This is a genomic window from Micromonospora sp. NPDC023814 (assembly GCF_040639595.1).
Classification (GTDB): Bacteria; Actinomycetota; Actinomycetes; order Mycobacteriales; family Micromonosporaceae; genus Micromonospora.
On the sequence record NZ_JBFAAF010000065.1, the window covers coordinates 12,526 to 35,105 of the forward strand.

The 22,580-nt window shown below is 73.8% G+C and carries 22 protein-coding genes; 15 read left to right on the top strand and 7 right to left on the bottom strand.

Features of this window, described 5'->3' with window-relative positions; translation table 11 throughout:
• Positions 1-320 precede the first annotated feature (320 nt).
• The 4 genes from AB0G14_RS27235 to AB0G14_RS27250 are packed head-to-tail and all read left to right on the top strand — an operon-like array spanning position 321 to position 3,093.
• Complete coding sequence (locus tag AB0G14_RS27235) at positions 321-806, top strand: CarD family transcriptional regulator (protein WP_007073334.1); 486 nt, start codon at positions 321-323, stop codon at positions 804-806.
• Positions 807-862: 56 nt separating this feature from the next.
• Positions 863-1,558, top strand: coding sequence for a 2-C-methyl-D-erythritol 4-phosphate cytidylyltransferase (gene ispD / locus AB0G14_RS27240; RefSeq protein WP_357702110.1), 696 nt, complete (start codon positions 863-865; stop codon positions 1,556-1,558).
• A 16-nt stretch (positions 1,559-1,574) separates the two neighbouring features.
• The gene (ispF, locus tag AB0G14_RS27245) at positions 1,575-2,057 is read left to right on the top strand and encodes a 2-C-methyl-D-erythritol 2,4-cyclodiphosphate synthase (RefSeq protein ID WP_357702112.1); all 483 of its coding nucleotides are present in this window, start codon (positions 1,575-1,577) and stop codon (positions 2,055-2,057) included.
• 10 nt (positions 2,058-2,067) lie between these two features.
• Entirely contained in the window at positions 2,068-3,093 is a 1,026-nt protein-coding gene (locus AB0G14_RS27250) for a tetratricopeptide repeat protein (protein WP_357702114.1), read from the top strand.
• Between the two features lie 59 nt (positions 3,094-3,152).
• On the opposite strand, the gene AB0G14_RS27255 is transcribed toward AB0G14_RS27250, so the two are convergent.
• Positions 3,153-4,349 carry a cupin domain-containing protein gene (locus AB0G14_RS27255; RefSeq protein ID WP_357702116.1) on the bottom strand — a complete coding sequence of 399 codons (1,197 nt, stop codon included), beginning with the start codon at positions 4,347-4,349 and terminating at the stop codon, positions 3,153-3,155.
• A 95-nt stretch (positions 4,350-4,444) separates the two neighbouring features.
• Here AB0G14_RS27255 and AB0G14_RS27260 point away from each other — a divergent pair, with 95 nt between their 5' ends.
• The 6 genes from AB0G14_RS27260 (at position 4,445) to AB0G14_RS27285 (ending at position 9,295) form a co-directional block, all read left to right on the top strand.
• Positions 4,445-5,326 (top strand): hypothetical protein, encoded by an 882-nt coding sequence (locus tag AB0G14_RS27260; RefSeq protein ID WP_357702118.1) that lies wholly within the window; start codon positions 4,445-4,447, stop codon positions 5,324-5,326.
• A gap of 76 nt (positions 5,327-5,402) precedes the next feature.
• Positions 5,403-6,602, top strand: a complete 1,200-nt coding sequence (gene fahA, locus AB0G14_RS27265) for a fumarylacetoacetase (RefSeq protein ID WP_357702120.1) — start codon at positions 5,403-5,405, stop codon at positions 6,600-6,602.
• Positions 6,603-6,839: 237 nt separating this feature from the next.
• Positions 6,840-7,049 (top strand): DUF397 domain-containing protein, encoded by a 210-nt coding sequence (locus AB0G14_RS27270; RefSeq protein ID WP_091101629.1) that lies wholly within the window; start codon positions 6,840-6,842, stop codon positions 7,047-7,049.
• Between the two features lie 102 nt (positions 7,050-7,151).
• The gene (locus AB0G14_RS27275) at positions 7,152-7,625 is read left to right on the top strand and encodes an SRPBCC family protein (protein WP_357702123.1); all 474 of its coding nucleotides are present in this window, start codon (positions 7,152-7,154) and stop codon (positions 7,623-7,625) included.
• A 193-nt stretch (positions 7,626-7,818) separates the two neighbouring features.
• Positions 7,819-9,069 carry a PQQ-binding-like beta-propeller repeat protein gene (locus AB0G14_RS27280; RefSeq protein WP_357702125.1) on the top strand — a complete coding sequence of 417 codons (1,251 nt, stop codon included), beginning with the start codon at positions 7,819-7,821 and terminating at the stop codon, positions 9,067-9,069.
• Between the two features lie 58 nt (positions 9,070-9,127).
• A complete protein-coding gene (locus tag AB0G14_RS27285) occupies positions 9,128-9,295 on the top strand; it encodes a hypothetical protein (protein ID WP_357702127.1) in 168 nt (55 codons plus the stop codon).
• Between the two features lie 151 nt (positions 9,296-9,446).
• Here the strand turns inward: AB0G14_RS27285 and hisC are convergent, their stop codons facing one another.
• From hisC to hppD, 4 genes are read right to left on the bottom strand one after another with little or no spacing between them, the layout of a single operon-like run.
• On the bottom strand, positions 9,447-10,550 hold the full coding sequence (hisC, locus tag AB0G14_RS27290; RefSeq protein ID WP_357702129.1) for a histidinol-phosphate transaminase: 1,104 nt from the start codon (positions 10,548-10,550) through the stop codon (positions 9,447-9,449).
• Positions 10,547-11,467 carry an RDD family protein gene (locus AB0G14_RS27295; protein ID WP_357702131.1) on the bottom strand — a complete coding sequence of 307 codons (921 nt, stop codon included), beginning with the start codon at positions 11,465-11,467 and terminating at the stop codon, positions 10,547-10,549. The genes hisC and AB0G14_RS27295 overlap by 4 nt, the downstream gene beginning before the upstream one ends.
• A gap of 22 nt (positions 11,468-11,489) precedes the next feature.
• Positions 11,490-12,224 carry an RDD family protein gene (locus AB0G14_RS27300; protein WP_357702133.1) on the bottom strand — a complete coding sequence of 245 codons (735 nt, stop codon included), beginning with the start codon at positions 12,222-12,224 and terminating at the stop codon, positions 11,490-11,492.
• An 11-nt stretch (positions 12,225-12,235) separates the two neighbouring features.
• Positions 12,236-13,441: a 4-hydroxyphenylpyruvate dioxygenase gene (gene hppD / locus AB0G14_RS27305; RefSeq protein WP_357702135.1), complete on the bottom strand. Its 1,206-nt coding sequence runs from the start codon at positions 13,439-13,441 to the stop codon at positions 12,236-12,238.
• A 158-nt stretch (positions 13,442-13,599) separates the two neighbouring features.
• Here hppD and AB0G14_RS27310 point away from each other — a divergent pair, with 158 nt between their 5' ends.
• The 3 genes from AB0G14_RS27310 to AB0G14_RS27320 all read left to right on the top strand — a co-directional run bounded on the left by AB0G14_RS27310 (position 13,600) and on the right by AB0G14_RS27320 (position 17,385).
• Entirely contained in the window at positions 13,600-14,088 is a 489-nt protein-coding gene (locus AB0G14_RS27310; RefSeq protein WP_357702137.1) for an Lrp/AsnC family transcriptional regulator, read from the top strand.
• A gap of 128 nt (positions 14,089-14,216) precedes the next feature.
• On the top strand, positions 14,217-15,650 hold the full coding sequence (locus AB0G14_RS27315) for a PQQ-binding-like beta-propeller repeat protein (protein WP_357702139.1): 1,434 nt from the start codon (positions 14,217-14,219) through the stop codon (positions 15,648-15,650).
• 67 nt (positions 15,651-15,717) lie between these two features.
• The gene (locus AB0G14_RS27320) at positions 15,718-17,385 is read left to right on the top strand and encodes a fumarate hydratase (RefSeq protein ID WP_357702141.1); all 1,668 of its coding nucleotides are present in this window, start codon (positions 15,718-15,720) and stop codon (positions 17,383-17,385) included.
• 62 nt (positions 17,386-17,447) lie between these two features.
• On the opposite strand, the gene AB0G14_RS27325 is transcribed toward AB0G14_RS27320, so the two are convergent.
• Positions 17,448-19,289 carry a hypothetical protein gene (locus AB0G14_RS27325; protein ID WP_357702143.1) on the bottom strand — a complete coding sequence of 614 codons (1,842 nt, stop codon included), beginning with the start codon at positions 19,287-19,289 and terminating at the stop codon, positions 17,448-17,450.
• A gap of 219 nt (positions 19,290-19,508) precedes the next feature.
• Here AB0G14_RS27325 and AB0G14_RS27330 point away from each other — a divergent pair, with 219 nt between their 5' ends.
• The gene (locus AB0G14_RS27330) at positions 19,509-20,918 is read left to right on the top strand and encodes a class II fumarate hydratase (protein ID WP_357702145.1); all 1,410 of its coding nucleotides are present in this window, start codon (positions 19,509-19,511) and stop codon (positions 20,916-20,918) included.
• 59 nt (positions 20,919-20,977) lie between these two features.
• On the opposite strand, the gene AB0G14_RS27335 is transcribed toward AB0G14_RS27330, so the two are convergent.
• Positions 20,978-21,523 carry a CGNR zinc finger domain-containing protein gene (locus tag AB0G14_RS27335; RefSeq protein ID WP_357702147.1) on the bottom strand — a complete coding sequence of 182 codons (546 nt, stop codon included), beginning with the start codon at positions 21,521-21,523 and terminating at the stop codon, positions 20,978-20,980.
• Between the two features lie 76 nt (positions 21,524-21,599).
• Between AB0G14_RS27335 and AB0G14_RS27340 the strand changes: the two genes are divergently transcribed.
• Positions 21,600-22,565 (top strand): EamA family transporter, encoded by a 966-nt coding sequence (locus AB0G14_RS27340; protein ID WP_357702149.1) that lies wholly within the window; start codon positions 21,600-21,602, stop codon positions 22,563-22,565.
• Positions 22,566-22,580 lie beyond the last annotated feature (15 nt).

The following is a 22,580-nucleotide window of genomic DNA, read 5'->3' on the forward strand; positions in this document are numbered from 1 at the left end:
CCCAGGACGTCTCGGTGAGCGGACAGCGGCTCGACCTCCAGCGTCCCGCACGGGCCCTCGTACCGCTACACCTGGGCGCGTATGCGGCCGGCGGGCTACCATGGGAGGAGCGCATAGCCCTTGATCTCGACGTTCGCGTCACTCGTACCGGCCCGTCATCCACAGGTTACGGAGCGTGTTCGAATCATCGGTTTGATGGTCTGTCAAGCCGAAGAAATACCTCTCACAGGGCCCCTGAGCTGCGCCAACGGTCAGGACAGCGGTGAGACATCGGTGCCTGAGCGTGTTACCCTAGACACAGCGAAAGGGGTTTCGAACCTATGGTTTTCAGTGTCGGCGAGACCGTTGTTTACCCCCACCACGGGGCCGCACTCATCGAGGCAATCGAGACTCGGGTCATCAAGGGCGAGCCTAAGCAATACCTCGTCCTGAGGGTCGCGCAGGGTGACCTGACGGTCCGGGTGCCCGCCGAGAACGCCGAGATCGTGGGTGTGCGCGAGGTGGTCGGCGAAGAGGGCCTCGGCAAGGTCTTCGACGTGCTCCGTGCACCGCATACCGAGGAGCCGACCAACTGGTCGCGGCGTTACAAGGCGAATCTGGAGAAGCTGGCCTCGGGCAACCCGCTGAAGGTCGCCGAGGTCGTCCGCGACCTGTGGCGCCGGGAGCGGGAGCGGGGCCTTTCCGCGGGCGAGAAGCGCATGCTCGCCAAGGCCCGCGACATTCTCGTCGGCGAGGTCGCGCTGGCCGAGAAGAGCACCAAGGACGAGGCGGAGACGCTGCTCGACAAGGTGCTCACCGAGGCCTAGTCCCCACAGCATCGTCGTACCCGATTCGTAGCGAAGAAACCACCGAGGACCGCGACGTGACCGCGCAGCTCAATCCGCGCGGTGACGTCGCGGTCCTCGTGCCTGCGGCCGGTGCCGGCGTACGCCTCGGGCCCGGCCGGCCCAAAGCCCTGCGCCTGCTGGCGGGGGAACCGCTGCTGGTGCACGCCGTCCGCCGGCTCGCCGCCGCGCGCTCGGTGCACACCATCGTCGTGGCCGCTCCGGCCGCCGAGGTGGCGGCCGTCCGGGACCTGCTCGGCCCGGTCGCCCCGGTGACCGTGGTGCCCGGCGGCGCCGAGCGGCAGGCCTCCGTGGCCGCCGCCCTCGCCGCCGTGCCGGCCGGCCCGGAGATCGTCCTCGTGCACGACGCCGCCCGGGCGCTGACCCCGCCCGACCTGGTGGAGTCCGTCGCGGCGGCCGTCCGCGCCGGGCACGACGCGGTGATCCCGGTGCTCCCCGTGGTCGACACGATCAAGGAGGTCGGCGCCGGCGAGGTCGTCCTCGGCACCGTCGACCGTTCCGCCCTGCGGGCGGTGCAGACCCCGCAGGGCTTCCGCCGGGCGGTGCTGGCCGCCGCGCACGCCGCCGCCGGCGACCCGCTCACCGACGACGCCGGCCTGGTTGAGAAGCAGGGCATCCCGGTGCTCTGCGTCCCCGGCTCGGAGTACGCGCTGAAGGTCACCCGCCCGTTCGACCTGGCGCTGGCCGAGCACCTGCTGGCCGCCGGCGGCTGACGCGTACCCTCGTCGCATGATCGTTCCCCGGGTGGCCATCGGCACCGACGTGCACGCCTTCGAGGCGGGCCGGCCGTGCTGGGTGGCCGGTCTGCTCTGGCCCGACCAGGATGGCCTGGCCGGGCACTCGGACGCGGACGTGGCCGCGCACGCCGCCTGCAACGCGCTGCTCTCCGCGGCCGGCCTCGGGGACCTGGGCGCCAACTTCGGGGTGGGTCAGCCCGAGTGGGCCGGTGCGTCGGGCGTCGCGCTGCTGGCCGAGAGCGCCCGCCGGGTGCGGGCCGCCGGCTTCGCGATCGGCAACGTGTCGGTGCAGGTGGTCGGCAACCGGCCCAAGATCGGTCCGCGCCGCGAGGAGGCCCAGCGGGTGCTCTCCGAGGCGGTCGGCGCGCCGGTCACCGTCTCCGCGGCCACCACCGACGGCCTCGGCTTCCCCGGGCGCGGCGAGGGCCTCACCGGCATCGCGGTGGCCCTGGTGTACGACGCCCCGGCCGCCTAGGCTCGCCGCGATGTCCAGCGACGCCACCTCCGACCGGTCCGCCGCCGACGGCTACCTCCAGCGGGCCCAGCTCCTCGCCGAGCTGGGCCGCTACGACGAGGCCGCCGCCGAGGTCTCCTACGCGGTCGCCCTGGACCCGGCGAACGCCGAGGCCCTGACCATGCTGTCCCGGGTCCACCTCGCGGCCGGCCGGCCGGCGGAGGCGCGCACCGCCGCCGACGCCGCGGTCGCCGCCGCCCCGGACAGCGTCCCGGCGCTGGTCGCCCGTGCCCTCGCGCTGGCCGACCTTGAGGAGTACGCCGAGTCGGCCCGTACCGCCGACCGGATCCTGGCGCTGGGCCCCGACGACGCGTACGCCCAGAGCAGCGCCGCGGCGATCCTGGCCGGCTCGCGCAACGGGCAGCCGGCGCTGAACGCGGCCTGGCGCGGGGTGGAGCTGGCCCCCGAGAACCCGCAGGCACATCTGGTGCTCGGGCTGGTGGCGGCCAACATGCAGCTGTTCGACCTGGCCGAGCGGGCCTATCGCGAGGCGCTGCGGCTGGACCCGCAGCTCGCGGAGGCCCGGCACGACATCGGGGTGCTCCGGCTGGAGCAGCGGCGCTGGAGCGAGGCGCTGGAACACCTCGCCGAGGCCGCCGCGATGAGCCCCGGCCGGGTCGACTCCGGCCGCACCATCTCGACCGGCTTGCGCCAGCTCGTGGTCTACGGCGCGGGCTGGACCATGGTCACCGCCGTGCTGATCGCGTGCATGGCGCCGGGCAGCGCCGGGCTGTCCCGGTTCGCGGCGGCGTTCGCGGCGCTCGGCGGGGCCCTCGTGGTCTGGCGCTTCGCCGCCAGGCTGCCCGGCCTGACCCGGACCATCCTGCCCGGCCTGCTGCGCTCCGACCGCACGCTGGCCCTGGCCGTCTACGCGGCGGCCGCCGCGCCCGCGCTGATCCTGCTCTACGCCCTGGTCGGCACCCCGTGGCCGCTGGTCCTCGCCATCGCCACGGCCACCGCCGCCGAGCTTGCCGTTCTGTCGCGTACCGCGGTCTGACGCCTGTCGGGGTTCGGCTGGAGCCCGGGCCCCGGCGAACCCCCACCCTCCGAGGGGCGCTACGGACGGCGCGCCCAGGTCCAGGCGTAGCCGTCGTCCTCGCAGGACCGGGCGGCGTCGCAGAGGTCGAGCGGGCGGAAGGTGTCGACCATGACGGCCAGCTCGTCGAAGAAGTCGGCGCCGATCGAACGCTCGGCGGCGCCCGGCTGGGGGCCGTGGGTGAAGCCGGACGGGTGCAGCGAGATCGAGCCCTGCTCGATGCCGGAGCCGCGCCGGGCCTCGTAGTTGCCGCCGGTGTAGAAGAGCATTTCGTCGGAGTCGACGTTGTGGTGGTTGTACGGCACCGGGATGGCGTCCGGGTGGTAGTCCACCTTGCGCGGCACGAACGAGCAGATCACGAAGTTCGGGCCCTGGAACGTCTGGTGCACGGGCGGCGGCTGGTGGATCCGGCCGGTGATCGGCTCGAAGTCGTGGATGGAGAAGGCCCACGGGTACATGTGGCCGTCCCAGCCGACCACGTCGAACGGGTGGTGGGCGTAGACATGACGTGTCCAGGCCGTGCCGCTGCCGTCCGGGCGTGCCGCCCGGGAGCGGTGCCGGACCAGCACCTCCACGTCGGTCTCGTCCACCAGCAGCGGCGCGTCCGGCCCGCGCACGTCCCGCTCGCAGTACGGCGAGTGCTCCAGGAACTGGCCCCGGACGGAGAGGTAGCGCTTGGGCGGGCCGATGTGGCCGGCCGCCTCGACGGCGAGCAGCCGGACCGGCTCGTCGCCGGTGGGCACCAGCCGGTGGATGGTCGAGGTGGGGATGACCACGTAGTCGCCGGCCACCGCGTCGAGCACGCCGAACGTCGACTCGACCCGCAGGGTGCCCGACTCGACGTACAGGCAGTGGTCGCCGGTCGCGTCCCGGAACAGCGGCGACGGCCGGTCCGCCAGCACGTACGCGATCCGCACGTCGTCGTTGGCGAGCAGGTACTGCCGGCCGAGCACCGGGTCCGCGCCGGCCCCGTCGAGCTTGTGGGTGCGCAGGTGGCGGGGCTTGAGCGGCAGGTTGGGCACCCGGGTGAACGCCGGCGGGGCGAACTCCTCGGCCGCCACGATCGCGGTCGGCGCGTGCCGGTGGTAGAGCAGGGACGAGTCGGAGGAGAAGCCCTCCTGGCCCATCAGCTCCTCGGCGTAGAGGCTGCCGTCGGGCTGACGGAACTGGGTGTGGCGCTTGCGTGGCACCTCGCCGACGCTGCGGTAGTACGGCATCTCGCCTCCCGGTTCGTCCCGTTCACCGATCCAACGGCGTCCGATAATCGGACGCTGTTGTCCGTTCCTCGTAGCGTCCCGTACATTCTTGTCTCGTGTCAACGCAGGTGCCCGCGCTTCTCGACGGCCTCGTCGACGACGCCGCCGTCTTCCCGCCCGGCAGCGCGCCGCTGCCCGACGCCGTCGCCGCGCACCGGCGGCACCGCGCCTCCTGGTACGCCGACCTGGTCGGCCCGCTCCTGGTCCCCGCCACGCGGCTGCCCGAGCTGGCCGACCTGCTCGACCCGGGGGAGCGGATCGAGGTCGGCGTGATCGGCGACGTGCCGCTCGCCCGGCTCGACGCGGCGCGGACCGGGGTCGACCCGCGCCTTCTCGTCCGTCAGGTGGAGGCGGCGGTCGCCAGGCGCGGCGAGGACCCGCTGCCGGGCCTGACCCAACTGGTCGAGCTGGCCCGCCGGGCGAACCGGCCCGAGGCCGCCGGCACGGACGAGGTCACCGTCTACGCCGAGGTGCCGCTGACCTTCGGGCTGACGGGAGCGCTGGACGTGCTGGCCGCGGCTCGCGCCGGCGGGTTGCCGGTCGCGGCGAAGTTCCGCACCGGTGGGCTTGCCGCCGAACTCTTCCCGACCCCGGCCGAGCTGGCGGCGGTGATCCGCGCCTGCCGGGACCGACACCTGCCGTTCAAGCTCACCGCCGGGCTGCACCAGGCGGTCCGGCACCTCGACCCGGAGACCGGCTTCACCCACCACGGCTTCGCCAACGTGCTGGCCGCGACGCTGGCCGCCGCCGACGGCGCCGGGGTGGAGCGGATCGCCGAGCTGCTCACCGCGACCGACCCGCGCCCGCTGTTGCGGTGCGTCGAGGGAGACCTGGCCGCGCCGCGCCCGCTGTGGGCCGGCTACGGCTCGTGCAGCATCCTGGAACCACTGACCGATCTGATCCGGCTGGGGCTGGTGAACGGGGGCTTCGACGCATGAGCGAGCGTCAGCGAGCGAATCATCATTGCAGGCCGGTGACGCCTCAGGGCGGCCCGGAGCGCAGCGGAGGGCCGGCATGAGCTGGGTGACGGGTGCCGACGGATCGCCGTACGGGGTGGCCAACCTGCCGTACGGGGTGTTCCGCCAGGGGGAGCGCGAGCCTCGCGTCGGCGTACGGATCGCCGACTTCGTGCTCGACCTGGCCGGCGCGGAGGCGGCCGGCCTGGTGCTGGCGGCCGGCACGCTGGGCCGGCCCACCCTCAACGACTTCATGGCCCTCGGTCGCCCACAGTGGACGGCCGTCCGGCAGCGGGTGACCGAGCTGCTCACCGACGCCGCCCACCGGCCGGCGGTGGAGCCGCTGCTGGTGCCGCTGGACGAGGTGCGGATGGTGCTGCCGTTCGACGTGGCCGACTACGTCGACTTCTACTCCTCCGAGCACCACGCGGGCAACGTGGGGCAGATCTTCCGCCCCGGTCAACCGCCCCTGCTGCCGAACTGGAAGCACCTGCCGATCGGCTACCACGGCCGGGCCGGCACGGTGGTCGTCTCCGGCACCCCGGTCGTGCGGCCCAGCGGGCAGCGGGCCACCCCGCAGGGCCCGGTCACCGGCCCGTCCGTACGCCTCGACATCGAGGCCGAGGTCGGCTTCGTGGTCGGCGTGCCCAGCCGGCTGGGCACGCGGGTCCCCGCCGAGGACTTCGCCGACCACGTGTTCGGCGTGGTGCTGGTCAACGACTGGTCGGCCCGGGACATCCAGGCCTGGGAGTACCAGCCGCTCGGTCCTTTCCTGGGTAAGTCCTTCGCCACCTCGGTGTCCGCCTGGGTGACCCCGCTGGACGCGCTCGGCGACGCCTTCGTCCCCGCGCCCGACCAGGACCCGCCGGTCGCCGACTACCTGCGCGACGTGCCGCACCTCGGGCTGGACCTGCGCCTCGCGGTGGAGTGGAACGGCGAGCGCGTCAGCGAGCCGCCGTTCGCCACCATGTACTGGACGCCGGCGCAGCAGTTGGCCCACCTGACCGTCAACGGCGCCTCGCTGCGCACCGGCGACCTCTACGCCTCGGGCACCGTCTCCGGGCCGGAGCGGGGGCAGGTCGGCTCGTTCCTGGAACTGACGTGGGGTGGGGCCGAGCCGGTGAAGTTCGCCGGGGGCGAGACCCGCACGTTCCTGGAGGACGGCGACACGGTGAGCATCACGGCCACCGCGCCCGGCCCGGACGGCACCACCATCGCCCTGGGTGAGGTGACCGGGACGGTCGTCGCCGCGCGCTGACCCGCCCGCCGACGGGCCGCGCGAACGGCCGGCGTCACCTCCGCCAGTCCGTCCCCGCCCACCTCCGCGCACGACGGACCCCGGTCGCACAGATGGTGCGACCGGGGTCCGTCGTTTCCCCGTTGAGCGTCGCGGATTCCGTCGCCATGCCGCCGCCGGGCCGGGCCGGACGCCCCCCTTTCCGGTTCCGGTCCCGGCCGCCGGCGGGCGTCCCGACGACAGGAAAAGGTGACGACGATGAACGATCTCCCGGGCGCGGTCTGGCGTACCAGCAGCCGCTCGAACGACCAGGGCCTCTGCGTGGAGGTGGCGGACAACCTGGTCGACGTCCTCGGTGTGGTGGGCGTACGCGACTCCAAGGACCAGGCCGGCCCCACGCTGGCGGTCAGCCCGCCGGGGTGGGCGGCCTTCGTGGGCGCGATCCGGGCCGGCCAGTTCGGCCGCTGACCGGGCCCCGGACCGGGATCGGGGCCTCCGGCGGTGGAATTACGCTCCCGGGGGCCCCGCTCCGCGCTCACCCGGCGTACCGTCGACGCCACGGGAGGTGGCATGTCGACGGTGGCGGTCACGGAGTTCGTGGAGGCGCACGACGCCGACCTCTGGCGGCTGCTGACCGACCTGACCACCCGCACCCGGCGCTCCACCGGCCCGGTGGAGGTGCTCACCCCCGGCGCGTTCGGCCCGGGCACCGCCTGGCGGGAGACCCGTTCCCAGCCCGACGGCACGGCGCTGGTCGAGGAGTTCGTCGTCATCGAGGCCGAGCCGCCCCGGCGGTTGGTGCTCGGTTCGCGGGGCGCCGGGGTGGACTACCGGATCACCTGGACGCTGCGCCCGGTCGAGCGGCGTCGCCGCGGCTGCACCGCCGTCACCGTCGAGCAGGAGGCGGTGCCGACCGCCCCGTACGGCCGGGTGGTCGCGCTGCTGCTCGGCGGGCTGGCCGCCCGGGCGGTCGAGCACGCCCTGCGGCAGGACCTCGCCGACCTGGCCGCGGCGGCGGCCACCGGCACCGCCGAGGCGGCCTGAGGGCGCGGGGCTGCGAGCGCCCACCCGGGTTACCGTCGCCGCCACCTCCAGCAGGCCGTCCGCCCGAAATGCCCCGCCGCGCCGGCGTCGCCCGCCCCGACCCCCTGCGCCGGCACCGCTGGGCCGGGCGGGCGCGGCGACCTGACAGGGCCCTGACCGGCCCCGCTGGGTAGGGTGCCGGGCGGAGGTGCGCATGGGGTTCCCGAAGGGCCGGCGACGGATCGTGGTGGCGGTCGCGGCGCTGCTCGCCACCGCCGCCGTCGCGGCGACGGTCCACCGGGTGCTCGCCCCCGCCGAGGTCAGCACGCCCGCCCGGGGCGCGTACCCGCCGGCCGCCGCCGCGGCCGTCGGCGTGGTCGGCCGGCTCCCGGTCGCCCCGCTGATCGTGGACGGCCGGCTGCGGGTCTACGCCGCCCACCGCCAGATATACGCCGACCGGCCGGTCGGCGGCCGGCACCGGACCACCCCGTACTGGTCGTACCGGCGTTGGCCGGCGGAGCTGGACGGGGTGGTCGCGAGCGGGACGACGGTGGTCAGCCGTTGGTCGGACGGGCGGCTCGTGGCGTTGGACGCGCGTACCGGCCGGGTGGCCTGGGAGGCGGCGGGGCCGGCGCCGGTCGGGGAGCGGACGGTTCGGCGCACCGGCGCGGCCACGGTCTGGGATCCCCAAGGTGTCTTCGTCGCCCGTGCCGCGGACGGCCGGCAGGTGGTGGTGGCGACGGGCGCGGGCGCCCGCGGCATCGACCTGGCCGACGGCCGTGAGCTCTGGCGGGCCGACGCGGACCCCGGCTGCCGGGAGGCGGTCGGCACGACGGCGTCGGGGCAGCTGATCACCGTGGACGCGTGCGCGGGTCCGGCCGTGGTGGAGTTCCGCGACGCCGCGACCGGCGTGGTCGGCGTCCGTTGGCGGCCGCCCGGGGCCGGCGACGAGCTGGTGGCGTCGCCGGTGGGCTGCGGGACCGGCCGGGTCGGGTGCGCCGCCCTGCGGACCGCCGCGCCGGGGGAGGACGCGGGCCGGGGGTGGCTGGTCGGCGACGGGGAGCCGGTCCCCGCCCCCGCCCTGGACCGGCCGGACGCCGAACTCGTCGACGGGACGGCGGTGGCGGTGGTCGACGGGGTGCCGGTCGCCCGTTCGGCCCGTACCGGCGCGGAGCTGTGGCGCCGTCCCGACCTGCCGGCGGCGCGGCTGATCGCCGTCCAGCCCGGCCGGGTGCACCTGCTGACCGAGACGAACGACCTGGTGACGCTGGACCCGGTGACGGGGGCGCAGCGGTCCTGGTTCGCGTTGAACGCGGGCTCGGACGGGATCGGCTGGGCGCCCGGCGCGGTGTACGCGGCGAGCGGCTTCGTGGCCGTGGAGCGGCTCCGCGAGCCGGTCGACCCGACGGGGGACGACCAGCGCTACTACCTCACCTCGGAACCGGTGATCCTCGCCGCGACGTGAAGACGCCACCCGCCCGGCTACTCGACAAAACGGACATAAGTTACCTATAGTCCCACTTGTGCGTCTCCTGGCCGCCCTGTTGGGCGCGATCCTGATCCTGGTCACGGCGTCACCGGCCGACGCCGCGCCGTCGGCCCGGGTGGTCCGGCTCCCCCTCACCGTCGGGGTGGACATCGCCGTGCCCGCCGCGATTTACCTCGGCACCGGCGTCCCGGTGGTGTCCTGACCCGCGAGTTGGGCCAGGTCGAGGTGCGCGACTCGCTGCCGGCCGCCTGAGACGTCCGGGTCGGTCCGCGGGGGGATGGCGGACCGGCCCGGTCACCGCCGGGCGCCCGACCCGATCCGGCCGCCGGACGGCCGGATCGGGTCGACCAGGCTCAGGCCAGCGCCGCCTCGGCGGCGGCGAGGAAGGCGTCGTTCTCGGCCGGGGTGCCGATGGTGACCCGGACCCCGTCGCCGGGGAACGGCCGGACGATCACGCCCCGGGCCTCGCAGGCCTTGCCGAAGTCCACCGCCCGGTCGCCCAGCGGCAGCCAGACGAAGTTCGCCTGGCTGTCCGGCACGTCCGGGACGAGCTTGCGCAGCGCCTCGGTCACCCGGTCGCGCTCCGCCACGACGAGGCCGCACCGCCGCCGAACCTCGTCGGCCTGGCCGAGCGCGGCGAGCGCGCCCGCCTGCGCGGCCATGCTGGTGGAGAACGGCGTGACGACCTTGCGCACGGCCGCCGCCACCGCCGGCTGGGCGACCAGGAAGCCGATCCGCAGGCCGGCCAGGCCCCAGGCCTTGGAGAGCGTCCGCAGCACGACCACGTTCGGCCGGTCGAGGTAGGTGAGACCGTCCGGCACCTCGGGGTCGGTGACGAACTCCCGGTACGCCTCGTCGATGACCACGAGCACGTCCTCGCCGACCGCGTCGAGGAACCGGTCCAGCTCGGCCCGGCGGACGGACGTCCCGGTCGGGTTGTTCGGGTTGCAGACCAGGATCATCCGGGTGCGGTCGGTCACCGCCGCCGCCATCGCGGCCAGGTCGTGCCCGTGCCCGGCGCCGTTGGGCACCCGCACGCTGGTCGCGCCGCTGGTCGCCGCGATGATCGGGTACGCCTCGAAGGAGCGCCACGAGTAGAGCAGCTCGTCCCCGGGCAGGCAGGTGGCCCGGACGAGGTGCTCGGCCAGCGCCACCGAGCCGCAGCCGGTGGCGATCCGGTCGGCGTCCACGCCGTACCGCTCGGCCAGCGCCTCGCGCAGCGCGACCACGCCCATGTCCGGGTAGCGGTGCACCCCGGCGACGGCTCCGGCGACGGCCTCCACCACGCCGGGCAGCGGCCCGTACGGGACCTCGTTGCTGGCCAGCTTGATCGCCTCGGGGAGCCCGAGCTCGCGGGCCAGGTCGGCCGGGCTGCGGCCGGGCACGTAGTTGGGCAGCGCGTCCAGGTCGGCGCGGGTCAGCCGCAGCGCCGGCTGGTGGCGTCCGGTGTCGGTCATGGGGTGTCTCCCGAGGGGTCGGTGCGGTCGTCAGGGTCGGTCCGGCGGGTGCGGGGGAGTTGGACCACCACGGTCTGCGCCCGCTTGTCGTGCAGGGCCTGGCGCAGCGGGTGGTCGAAGAGCGGGGAGAGCGCGTCGACGAGCTGGAGCAGCAGGCCGAGGCCGCAGCAGTACCACAGCAGGGTGGGCAGGCCGAGGGTGTTCCACCGGCGCAGCGCCCGGCCGAAGCCGAGCGGCTCGTCGGCGGCCACCGGGAGCACCTTGATGCCCACCACCCGCTTGCCGAAGGTCTGCCCGCCGGCGGCCGTCGTCGGCACCTCGTACGCGAGCCAGAGCGCGGTGGCGATCAGCAGGATGACGACCTGGAGGCCGCCGGCCTGCTCGCTGGGCTGCGGCAGCCCCTCGGTGGAGGTGTCGCCGGCCAGCGCCCGCCGGAACACCTCCCGCCAGTACGGGGTGACCTCCTCGACCAGCCGCCACACGAACCAACCGTTCACCACGGCGTTCAGGGCGAACACGATGGCGAAGTCGATCAGCCGGGCGATCAGCCGGGCGCCGAACCCGGCCAGCGGGAGCCCGTGCGGGCGGGGCTCCGGCGGCCGTCCCGGCCAGTTTCCCGGCGACCAGCCCGGCGGCGGCCCCTGCGGGTGACCGTGGCCCCGCGGCGGCTGCCAGGGATGAGGCTGCCCGGGGTACGGCTGCCCGGGGTGGGGTTGCCGGCCTGCGGGCGCGCCCGGCGCGGAGACCGGTGCCGCGGGCGGCGTCGGGGCGGGCGCGGGCGGCGGCTCGGGCGGCGGTGGTCCCTCGGGTGGGGTGGCGTCGACGGGGATCGGCGCGCCGATCCAGCCCTCGCCGTCCCACCAGCGTCGGGTGTCCGGATCGGCCGGGTCGACGTACCAGCCCGGTTCGACGCTCACGGCCTGGCCTCGCTGCGCTCGCTCACGCAGACACCTTAACGACGACGGTGCCGGCGAACTTGTCGTGGAGGCACTGCTGCCAGGGCTTGTCCCACAGTTGCCAGAGCCCGTCGAGGTAGCTGAGGCCGGGGAGGAACATCGCGGCGACGTGCTGCACGGCGTACCGCTTGCCGGCCATCCGCCGGTCCAGCGTGGCGGCCGGGTCGAGCGGCACGACCCGCAGCTTCATCACCCGCTTGCCGAAGGTCTGCCCCGTGCGCTTCATGTACTCCACGTGGTAGAGCCAGTAGAGCCCGAGCATCAGCACGAACAGGCCCAGTTCGAGGAGGAGTATCGGCAGCATGAAGTCGGTCATGAAGGACCCGGGGTCCGGCTCGACGAGGGTGCCGTCCGGGTTGGTCCGGGTCAGCTCGGTCATCATGTTCCACCAGAGCAGCAGGAACGCCGGCAGGAAGAGGACCATCGCCACCAGCGTGCTCAGCCCGATGTCGATCAGCGCGGCGAGCAGCCGGTCGGCGAAGCTGGCGAGCGGCTGGCCGCCGGGGCCGAGCGGCGGCGGCGCGGGGTGCGGGGTCCAGCCCGGCGGCGGGGACCAGCCGGGTGGCGGGGCCCCGCCCGGCGGGACGTGTCCGGGTGGGGCGTACTGCGGCGGCACCGCGTACCCCTGGTTGGTCGGACCGGAGGGCGGCGCGAAGCCGCCGGCGGCGGGCGTGGGCCCACCGGCCGGCGGCGTCGGGTACGACGGAGGCTGCGTCACGCTCGACAGTGTTACAGGTTGCCGCGCTTCTCCTGCTCGCGCTCGATGGCCTCGAAGAGCGCCTTGAAGTTGCCCTTGCCGAAGCCGAGCGAGCCGTGCCGCTCGATCAGCTCGAAGAAGACGGTCGGGCGGTCCTGCACCGGCTTGGTGAAGATCTGCAACAGGTAGCCGTCCTCGTCCCGGTCCACCAGGATCTTGCGGGCCTTCAGCTCCTCGATCGGCACCCGCACCTGGCCGATCCGGGCGCGCAGCTCCGGGTCGTCGTAGTACGAGTCCGGGGTGTCCAGGAACTCGACGCCGGCGGCGCGCATCGCGTCGACGCTGGCCAGGATGTCGTTGGTGGCCACGGCGATGTGCTGGGCGCCCGGGCCCTGGTAGAACTCCAGGTACTCGTCGATCTGCGACTTCTTGCGGGCGATCGCCGGCTCGTTGAGTGGGAACTTCACCTTGCGGGTGCCGCTGGCGACGACCTTGCTCATCAGCGCCGAGTAGTCGGTGGCGATGTCGTCGCCGACGAACTCGGCCATGTTCGAGAAACCCATGACGCGCTTGTAGAACTCGACCCACTCGTCCATCCGGCCGAGCTCGACGTTGCCGACCACGTGGTCGACGGCCTGGAAGAAGCGCTTCGGCTGGATGCCGGCGTCGATCATCGGCTGCCGGTCCACGATCGGCTTGCGGGCCACGAAGCCGGGCAGGAACGGGCCGGTGTAGCGGGACCGGTCGACCAGCGTGTGCCGGGTGTCGCCGTACGCGGCGATGGCGGCCAGCCGGACGGTGCCGTGCTCGTCGCTGACGTCGTGCGGCTCGACGAGGCCGGTCGCGCCCTGCGCGGTGGCGTGCGCGTACGCGGCGTCGACGTCCGGGACCTCCAGCGCGATGTCGGAGACGCCGTCGCTGTGCTTGGTCACGTGCTCGGCGCCGGGCGCGTCCGGGCGGACCGCGCCGGTCAGCACGAACCGGGCCGAGCCGCTGGTCAGCACGTACTGGGCGTGGTCACGGTAGCCCTGCTCCGGCCCCCGGTACGCCACGCAGGTCATCCCGAACGCGGTGGAGTAGTAGTGCGCCGCCTGCTTGGCGTTGCCCACCAGGAAGTGCACGTGGTCGAGGCCCTTGACGGGGAACGGGTCGCGGCTGATGTCGTGGTCGACGGCGCCGACGAGCACGTCGATGTCGACGTCGTCGGTCCCGTGGGGTCGGTCGATCGCCTGGGTCATCGCGGTCTCCCTCAAGTACCGGTCGGCCTCGTGGCCGCCGCCGTGGTCGGTGCGGGTGGTTCTGCAGGTTCTGTGGCGAGGATCGCGGTGACCCGGCGCACTGGGCAACTGTCGGCGTGGGAGCTGGTCAGGTTGCGCATTCAGTAGGGTGTCCAGCCATGAACGCTGGTCAGGCTGTACAGCTCGACGCCCTCGACGCGCGGTTGATCGAACTGCTCGCCGAGGAGCCGCGGATCGGGGTCCTGGAGTGCTCCCGGCGCCTCGGGGTCGCCCGGGGCACCGTGCAGGCCCGGCTCGACAAGCTGGTCGAGCGGGGGGTCGTCGGCGGGTTCGGTCCGGAGATCTCCCCGGCGGCGATCGGGTTCGGGGTGACCAGCTTCGTGACGCTGGAGATCAGCCAGCGGCACGGGCACGACCGGGTGGCCGCGCACCTGGCCGCGATCCCGGAGGTGCTGGAGGCGCACACCATCACCGGCTCCAGCGACCTGCTCTGCCGGATCGTGGCCCGCTCGAACACCGACCTCCAGCGGGTGATCGACCAGATCGTCTCGTACGAGGGCATCCGCCGCGCCTCGACGATCATCGCGCTGGCCGAGCAGATCCCGTACCGCACCCTCCCCCTGGTCCGCTCCGCCGCCGAGAGGTAAGGAAGGGGCCCTTCCTATACAGAAAGCGATAACAGGGGGCCCTTCCTTACCGCACCCGCGCGGAGAAAGGGCGGCGACACGGCGGCGCGGGACGGCGGGAGCGCGGCGGTCGTCGCTACGGTGTGCGTGTGGCGAAGGCGGGCGGCCTCGGATGGCGTGGCGGGCTGCTGCTCGCGCTGATCGTGGTCGTCGTGCTCGCCGCGACCGGGGTGTGGAACCCGTTCCCCGGCGTGTGGGACTGGGTCGACCGCAGCGAGCCGATCTCCGAGCCGGACGTGGTCTGGCAGAAGCGGGTCGGCGGCACCCCGCGCAGTGTGACCATCGCGGGCGACACCGTGGTGGTCGAGCAGCGCACCCGGGTGGAGGCGCGCAGCCTCGCCACCGGCGACCAGCTGTGGGAGCGCAAGGCCGACTGGTCCGCGGTGGCCGGCGGCGACCGGGGCGCGGTCGTCGTCGTGGGCAAGCTCCTGGTCAAGGGGTACGAGGTGCTCGACCCGACCACCGGCGCCACGCGGCGGCGCGACGGCGACGCGGTGGCCGTCTGGACGTACCGCAACCTGCTGCTCGACGCCCGCTGCGTCGACGCCACCGACTGCACGATCAGCGCCTGGGAGCCGCGCGGCACCGCCCCGGTGTGGACGGCCTTCGTGCCCGGGGTGCGCAGCGGGCTGCTCGGCGACAACCCGGGGCTGCTCGGCACCCGCCGGCTCGACGCCGTCCGGATCGACGAGGAGGTGGCGGGGCCGGAGGCGGTGCCGCCGCTGCTCGGTTTCCCCATCGACGGCCGGGTGCACGTGCTCGACACCGCCACCGGGCGGGTGCTCCAGAACGTCGAGCCCGGCCGGGACGAGCGGCTGTCGGTGGTCGGCGGCCGGCTCCTGCGGATCACCGCCCGATCCCAGGACGGCACCTGCTACTTCGCCATCTCCGGCCGCGACCCGGCGACGGGCCGGGAGACCTGGCAGCGGGCCGGGCTCAACCTGCGCACCGCCGACAACGCCGGCTGCGTGCAGCGGGAGGACCCGCAGGGGGCGCGGAACGTGCTGATCGGCGTCGCCCCGGACGCCCGCGAGGCGGTCCTCGACGGGTACGACGGGCGGCTGCTGCTGGTGGCCGCCGCCGGGGAGCGGCTGCTCGCCGTCGACGACCGCCACGCCCTGGTCCGCCCGGCCGACAAGCGGGCGGTGGTCAGCCACGAGCTGGGCACCGGGCGGGTCCGGTGGACCCGTCCGGCCGGTGCGAAGGCGGGCGCCGCGCTCACTCCGTACGCGGCGGTGCTCGCCGACGAGAAGCCGTCGCGGCTGGTGGCGCTCGACCCGCGTACCGGGCGGGAGTTGGCGAGCCTGCGGACCGCGGCGAACGCCCTCGCGGTCGGCCCGAACGGCATGGTCATCGGCGAGGGACGGGAGATCGGGTACGTCCGCTTCGGCGGCGCGGCCGTCGCCCCGGCGGGGCCCGGCGACGGCGGCGTCCCCGGTCCCGGCGGCGTCCCGGGCGGCACGGCGGGGGTTCCCGGGCCGGCGGACAGCTGCGGCCCGAAGCGGGAACTCTGCCCCGGGTGAGAGCGGCGTCCCAGGACCGACCCGGCGGGTGCAACTGATCGGCCCTTCTGCCCTAGGCTTTCCGCTCATGAGCAGTGCCGCCGCGTTCTCGTACGCTCCCTTGCTGCCGACCGGTCCGGACCAGACGGAATACCGCCTGGTCACCGACGAGGGCGTCGACGTCGTCAACGGCCCGGGAGGCCGCCGGTTCCTCACCGTGGAGCCGACGGCGCTCACCGCCCTCACCGCGGAGGCGATGCACGACATCGCGCACTTCCTGCGCCCCGCGCACCTGGCCCAGCTGCGGTCGATCATCGACGACCCGGCCGCCTCGCCGAACGACCGGTTCGTCGCGCTCGACCTGCTGCGCAACGCCAACATCGCGGCCGGCGGTGTCCTGCCCATGTGTCAGGACACCGGCACCGCGATCGTGATGGGCAAGCGCGGCCGGCACGTGCTCACCGACGGCAGCGACGCCGAGGCCGTCTCGCGCGGCGTCTACCAGGCGTACACCCGGCTCAACCTGCGCTACTCGCAGCTCGCCCCGCTCACCATGTGGGAGGAGCGCAACACCGGCAGCAACCTGCCGGCGCAGGTGGAGCTCTACGCCGAGGACCCGGACGGCCACCCCGACGCGTACAAGTTCCTCTTCATGGCCAAGGGCGGCGGCTCGGCCAACAAGTCGTACCTCTACCAGGAGACCAAGGCGCTGCTGAACCCGACGCGGATGATGCAGTTCCTGGAGGAGAAGCTGCGGCTGATCGGCACCTCGGCCTGCCCGCCCTACCACCTGGCCATCGTCATCGGCGGCACCTCCGCCGAGTACGCGCTGAAGACCGCCAAGTACGCCAGCGCCAAGTACCTCGACGCGCTGCCCACCTCCGGCTCGATGACCGCGCACGGCTTCCGGGACCTGGAGCTGGAGGCGGAGGTGCTGGAGTTGACCCGCAACTTCGGCATCGGCGCGCAGTTCGGCGGCCGGTACTTCTGCCACGACGTGCGGGTGGTCCGGCTCCCCCGGCACGGCGCCTCCTGCCCGGTGGCGATCGCCGTCTCCTGCTCCGCGGACCGGCAGGCGGTCGCCAAGATCACCCCGTCGGGCGTGTGGCTGGAGCGCCTCGAAACCGACCCGGCGCGGTACCTGCCCGACGTCACCGACGCGCAGCTCGACGCCGCCGAGGTCGTCCGGGTCGACCTGAACCGGCCGATGGACGAGATCCGGGCCGAGCTGTCCAAGTACCCGGTGAAGACCCGGCTGTCGCTGACCGGCCCGCTCGTGGTGGCCCGCGACATCGCGCACGCCAAGATCGCCGAGCGGCTGGACGCCGGCGAGCCCATGCCGCAGTACCTGCGCGACCACGCCGTCTACTACGCCGGCCCGGCCAAGACCCCGGAGGGCTACGCGTCCGGCTCGTTCGGCCCGACCACCGCGGGGCGGATGGACGCGTACGTGGAGAAGTTCCAGGCCGCCGGCGGCTCGCAGGTGATGCTCGCCAAGGGCAACCGGTCCGCCCAGGTCACCCGCTCCTGCCAGCAGCACGGCGGCTTCTACCTCGGCTCGATCGGCGGACCCGCCGCCCGGCTCGCCCAGGACTGCATCAAGCACGTCGAGGTCCTGGAATACCCGGAGCTGGGCATGGAGGCGGTCTGGAAGATCGAGGTGGAGGACTTCCCGGCCTTCATCGTGGTCGACGACAAGGGCAACGACTTCTTCGCCGAGGTCACCAAGCCGGTGCTGACCGTCGGCCGCCGCTGACCCGGCGTACACGAGAGGGGGTGCCGGGCAGTCGCCCGGCACCCCCTCGTCGTTTCCGTACGTCAGCTCGCCCGGCTGGCGTAGAACGTGCCGCTGAAGGTCTCCGACACGACCCCGTCGCCGGTCCGGGTGTGGACGGTGACCCGGTGGATCCCGGCGGTCGTCGGGGTGTAGCCCACCGATGCCGAGCCGTCGGCGCCCGCCGCGACCGTCTGGGCGGGGAGCCCGTCGAAGGAGTAGACGAACTCCGTCACCCCGGGCATGCCGGCCTGGAAGACGAACGTCCCCGGCGTGCCGGCGACCGCTCCCTGGAACTTGTTGATCGGGTACTCGACGGAGCTGACCGTCGGCTTGGTCGCCAGGTAGAAGCGGTAGGTGCCCTCGCCCGACGGCAGGTCGCCGGCCGTCCGGCTGCGGACGTACACGTCGTTGTAGCCCGGCTTCGTCGGCGTGATCGTGACCGTGGCCGTGCCGTCGGCGGCTGCGGCGACGGTCTGCTCCGGCCCGTCGTTGAGCCGGTAGGCGTACTCGACGACGTCCTCCATCCGGGGCGCGAAGGTCAGGGTGCGCGGCTGGCCGTACCCGGCCGTCGGGTTGCCGTCGGTGATCGTCGGGCTGGTGGTGCGCACCCGGAACACGTAGCTCGCGGCGGGGGAGCGGTTGCCCGCGCGGTCCACCGCCTCGACGGTCAGCGTCGTCGGCCCGTCGCGGTCCGGCGTGATCGTGACGGTCGCCGAGCCGCCCGGCGCGTCGGCGGCCACGTGGGTCGCCGGCCCGGACATGAGGCTGTACCGGAATCCCACGGCGTCGGTGTCGCCGCCGGCCGAGAAGGTGAACTGACCGGGGATGCCCGGACCGCCGTACCACCCGTCGTCGGCCGGGTAGTCCGTGGAGCTGACCGTCGGCTGCGCGGGGCTCGTGGTGTCGACGGTGAACCGGCACTCCGCCGACCAGGCGGAGGTGTCGCCGGCCCCGTCCGTGGCGCGGACGGCGAAGGCGTACGTCCCGTTGACCAGCTGACCGGCCGTAACGTCGTACCGGAAGGGCGACCCGGCGGCCTTGGCCGGGGATGTCCACTCGGTCCGCCTGGTCGGGTCAGTCACCGGCCACCAGGCGAAGGTGGCGGTCACCGGCTCGGCGTTCGGCGGTACCGCGTCCGGGTCGGTGACCACCGCCGCCAGGTACGGCGTGGTCGTGCCGATGTGCAGCTCGTCGGCGCAGGGGAGCCCGTTGATTCCCAGGTTGGTCGGTACGTCCGGCGGCGTGTTCGCCTCGATGGAGATGCCGAGCTCCCTGATCCAGCGGCCGTAGGGCAGCTTGTCCTCGTGGTCTCCGGCGATCCGCGTCATGAAGGTGATCGAGGTCTGTCCGGCCTCGACCGCCTGCCGTACCGCCTCGGTGAGCGGCACTTCCAGCTGTCCCTGGCAAGGAGCGGTCGGCGCGATGTCAGCGATCTTCTCTCGAACTGCGGGTGCCGTCTCCCAGGTTGGTGCGCTGGTCGGTACGTCGGTCCGCCACAGCTCGATTTCGCGCGGCTTCGAGCAGTCGTTGACCGCCGTCTCCTCGGTGACACCGAGGGCACGGATGATGTGCTTGCCCTGGAACGGAGCGAGATTGTAGGTGAAGTAGGCCCGCGAGGTGTGTTTGTCGTCGCCGGACTCCCAGGTGCCGACCGGCAGGGTGCCGTCGGTCTCCGGAAAAGCGGTCGACGGCTGACGGGCGTCGGTCCAACCGCCGCTGGTCGGCAGGATGAACCGGCTCCCCCCGGCGGTTGCCGGCGCGGCGGTCACGACCAGGGCGCTGGCGGCGGTGAGCAGGGCGGCGAGGCCGGTGGCCAGGAGTCGGCGCGGAACGCGCCGGCGGCGGGTGACGGGCACGCCGGTGGAGCCCCCGTTGATGGGCAAGACGAACCCTCCATGAGAGATGAAAAGTTCCATGAGTTTAAGTTCGTGAGTAGGTGCCCCGCGCCCGACTTTTCGGCGCAGACGGCCGGCCCGGCCGACCGAGGGACCTGCGGGCTGGCACTGTGCCGCCCGGCCGCGCCGTCGGCGGCGCTGGGGCCTGCCACCACTCGCCGAGCTGGACCGGGCGATCATCTGCGAGTCTCTCGCCGACGCGGCAGGATGGTACGCGTGACGACTCCAGAGGCGACGGGCTACCGGATCGAACGCGACTCGATGGGCGAGGTGGAGGTGCCCGCCGAGGCGCTGTGGCGGGCGCAGACGCAGCGCGCGGTGCAGAACTTCCCGATCTCGGGCCGGGGCATCGAACCGGCCCAGATCCGGGCGTTGGCCCAGATCAAGGGGGCGGCGGCCGAGGTCAACGGCGAGCTGGGCGTGATCGACGCGAACGTGGCCGCGGCGATCGCCGCCGCCGCCGCGCACGTGGCCGACGGCGGCTACGACGACCAGTTCCCGATCGACGTGTTCCAGACCGGCTCCGGCACGTCGTCGAACATGAACACCAACGAGGTCATCGCCACCCTGGCCAGCCGGGAGCTGGGCCGGGACGTGCACCCGAACGACGACGTGAACGCCTCGCAGTCCAGCAACGACGTGTTCCCGTCGTCGATCCACCTGGCCGCCACCGAGGCCGTCGCGCGGGACCTGCTGCCCGCGCTGGCCCACCTCGCGGAGGCGCTGGAGGGCAAGGCGGCGGAGTTCGAGACCGTGGTCAAGGCCGGGCGTACCCACCTGATGGACGCCACCCCGGTGACCCTCGGCCAGGAGTTCGGCGGGTACGCCGCCCAGGTGCGCTACGGCATCGAGCGGCTGGAGGGGGCGCTGCCCCGGCTGGCCGAGCTGCCGCTCGGCGGGACGGCGGTGGGCACCGGCATCAACACCCCGCTCGGCTTCGCCGCGAAGGTCATCGAGCGGCTGCGCGGCGCGACCGGGCTGCCGCTGACCGAGGCGCGCAACCACTTCGAGGCGCAGGGCGCCCGGGACGCCCTGGTGGAGACCTCGGGGCAGTTGCGCACGCTCGCCGTCGGCCTCTACAAGATCGCCAACGACATCCGCTGGATGGGCTCGGGTCCCCGGGCCGGCCTGCGCGAGCTGCGCATCCCCGATCTCCAGCCCGGCTCGTCGATCATGCCGGGCAAGGTCAACCCGGTGGTCGCCGAGGCGATGCGGCAGGTCTGCGCCCAGGTGATCGGCAACGACGCCGCCGTCGGTTTCGCCGGTTCGCAGGGCGACTTCGAGCTGAACGTCATGCTCCCGGTGATGGGCCGCAACCTGCTGGAGTCGGTCCGGTTGCTCGCCGCGTCGAGCCGGCTCTTCGCCGATCGCCTGGTGGTCGGCCTGGTCGCGGACGCCGAGGTCTGTCTGGCGTACGCGGCGGGCTCGCCCTCGATCGTCACCCCGCTCAACCGCCACCTCGGGTACGACGAGGCCGCCTCGATCGCCAAGGAGGCGCTGGCCAAGCAGGTCTCCATCCGCGAGGTGGTCATCTCCCGGGGGCACGTCGACTCGGGCAAGCTGAGCGAGACCCAGCTCGACGAGGCGCTCGACCTGCTCCGGATGACCCACCCCTGAGCCCCGCCGTCACCGGTCGGTTCCGCCCCGGTCGGTCCCGGGGACCGCGTCAGTAGGCGTCAGGGCCGGGGTCGGCCCTTGCGGGCCCGGTAGGCGGCGACGGCGGCGCGGTTGCCGCAGCCCGCGTCGCAGAACCGGCGGGACCGGTTCTTCGACAGGTCGACGAGCACGTTCGCGCAGTCGGGGTGGTCGCAGATCCGCAGCCGGCTCAGCTCGCCGTAGCGCACCAGGTCCGCCATCGCCATCGCCGCCTCCACGGCGATCCGGGTCGCCAGCGGCGCGTCGCGCGGCACGGCGTGGAAGTGGTACGGCTCGTCGTCGTGCGTGATGAGCTGCGGCAACGCGTGGTTCTCGCGGAGCAGCCCGTTGAGGATGGCGACGACCTCGTCGGTGTCGGCGTGCCAGATGCGGCGCAGCCGGGGGCGCAGGTCGCGTACCGACCGCAGTTCGGCCTCGGTGTGCTCGTGCCGCCCGGTGTAGCCGTGCGCGACGTAGAAGGCGTCCAGGGCGGCGATGTCGGGCAGCCCCTCGCCGTCGGGGCGGTCGGTGTTGACGAGTGCGGCGGCGGCGGTCAGGGAGCAGTCCGTGTCATGGGCGAATGGCAACTTGACTCCTGTCGGGGTGCCGGCCTAGCGTCATGAGCATAGCGATATTTGACTCATGACAGCTAGGAGCGGACCGATGCGCCAACCACCCGCCGCCGGGCTCGGTCTCGGCCTCGCCCTGCTCTCCGCCGTCACCTTCGCCACCTCGGGCACGTTCGCCCGCTCCCTGATCGACGCGGGCTGGTCCGCCGAGGCCGCCGTGGTCGCCCGGGTCGGCATCGCCGCGCTGGTGGTGGCGGTCCCGGCGGCGCTGTCCCTGCGCGGCAAGTGGGACGTGCTGCGGCGCAACCTCGCCGCGATCGGCGTGTTCGGGGTGCTCGGGGTCGCGGCCGCGCAGGCCTGCTTCTTCAACGCGGTCCGCTACCTGCCGGTCGGCGTCGCGCTGCTTCTGGAGTACCTCGGCATCATCCTGGTCGTCGGCTGGATGTGGCTGGTCCACGGGCAGCGCCCGCGCCGGCTGACCGTGGCCGGCGCGGTCGCGGCCCTCGCCGGCCTGTTCTTCGTCCTCGACCTGGCCGGCGCCACCGGGCTCGACCCGGTGGGTGTGCTGTGGGGCCTGGGCGCGGCGGTCGGCCTCGCCGGCTACTTCGTGCTCGCGGGGCGGGTCGACGCGGGCCTGCCCTCGGTGGCCCTGGCCAGCGGCGGCATGGCCGTCGGCGCGGGCGTCCTGGTGCTGCTCGGGGCGGTCGGGGTGCTGCCGCTGCGGGCCACCTTCGGCGAGGTCACCTTCGCGGGGCAGCGCACCAGCTGGCTGCTCCCGATCGTCGGCCTGTCGCTGGTCGCCGCCGTGGTCGCGTACCTCGCCGGGATCGCCGGGACCCGCATCCTCGGGGCTCGCCTGTCGTCGTTCGTCGGGCTGACCGAGGTGATGTTCGCCGTCCTCATCGCCTGGCTGGTGCTGGGCGAGCTGCCGACCGTCGTGCAGCTCTTCGGCGGCGCCCTGATCGTCGCTGGCGTCGCGCTGGTGCGCGTCGACGAGCTGCGTGCGCCCCGGCCCGAGGAGCGCCCGGAGCCGCGCCCCACGGAGGCCGCCCTCTCGTGAGTGCGGGCTCGCGAT